The 343-nt window shown below is 66.5% G+C and carries 1 protein-coding gene; it reads right to left on the bottom strand.

All coding sequences use genetic code 11. The features are described 5' to 3' along the window. Window positions 1-343, bottom strand: a 343-nt coding sequence (locus tag EN807_RS33525; protein ID WP_189522687.1) for a putative zinc-binding metallopeptidase, incomplete at both ends; no start/stop codon positions are given.

The following is a 343-nucleotide window of genomic DNA, read 5'->3' as shown; positions in this document are numbered from 1 at the left end:
ATAGGCCGAGATGTGAGCCTGCTGCCAGTCAGGCGCCGCGCCATTGGCATAGTAGGCCGTCAGCGCCTGTTCGTAGCCGGCGCGCTCGTCGCCGAACAGGGCGCGGAAAGCGGCAAGCCTTTGCGGGTCGTCACGGATCAGCCGGTCCCAATAATAATGGCCGAGCTCGTGGCGGAAATGGCCGAGCAGCGTGCGATAGTTCTCGCCCATCGCGACACGCCGGCGCTCGCGTTCGGCCGAGTCAGCCTCGGCGACGTTGAGCGTGATCAGGCCATTGTCGTGGCCGGTGAGGATGCGCTCGCCGCCAGGGCCGCCGCCGATCGGATCGGCAAGGAAATCGAAG

Source organism: Mesorhizobium sp. M5C.F.Ca.ET.164.01.1.1 (genome assembly GCF_004792125.1).
GTDB lineage: Bacteria > Pseudomonadota > Alphaproteobacteria > Rhizobiales > Rhizobiaceae > Mesorhizobium > Mesorhizobium wenxiniae.
This window is presented reverse-complemented; position numbering and strand designations above follow the sequence as displayed.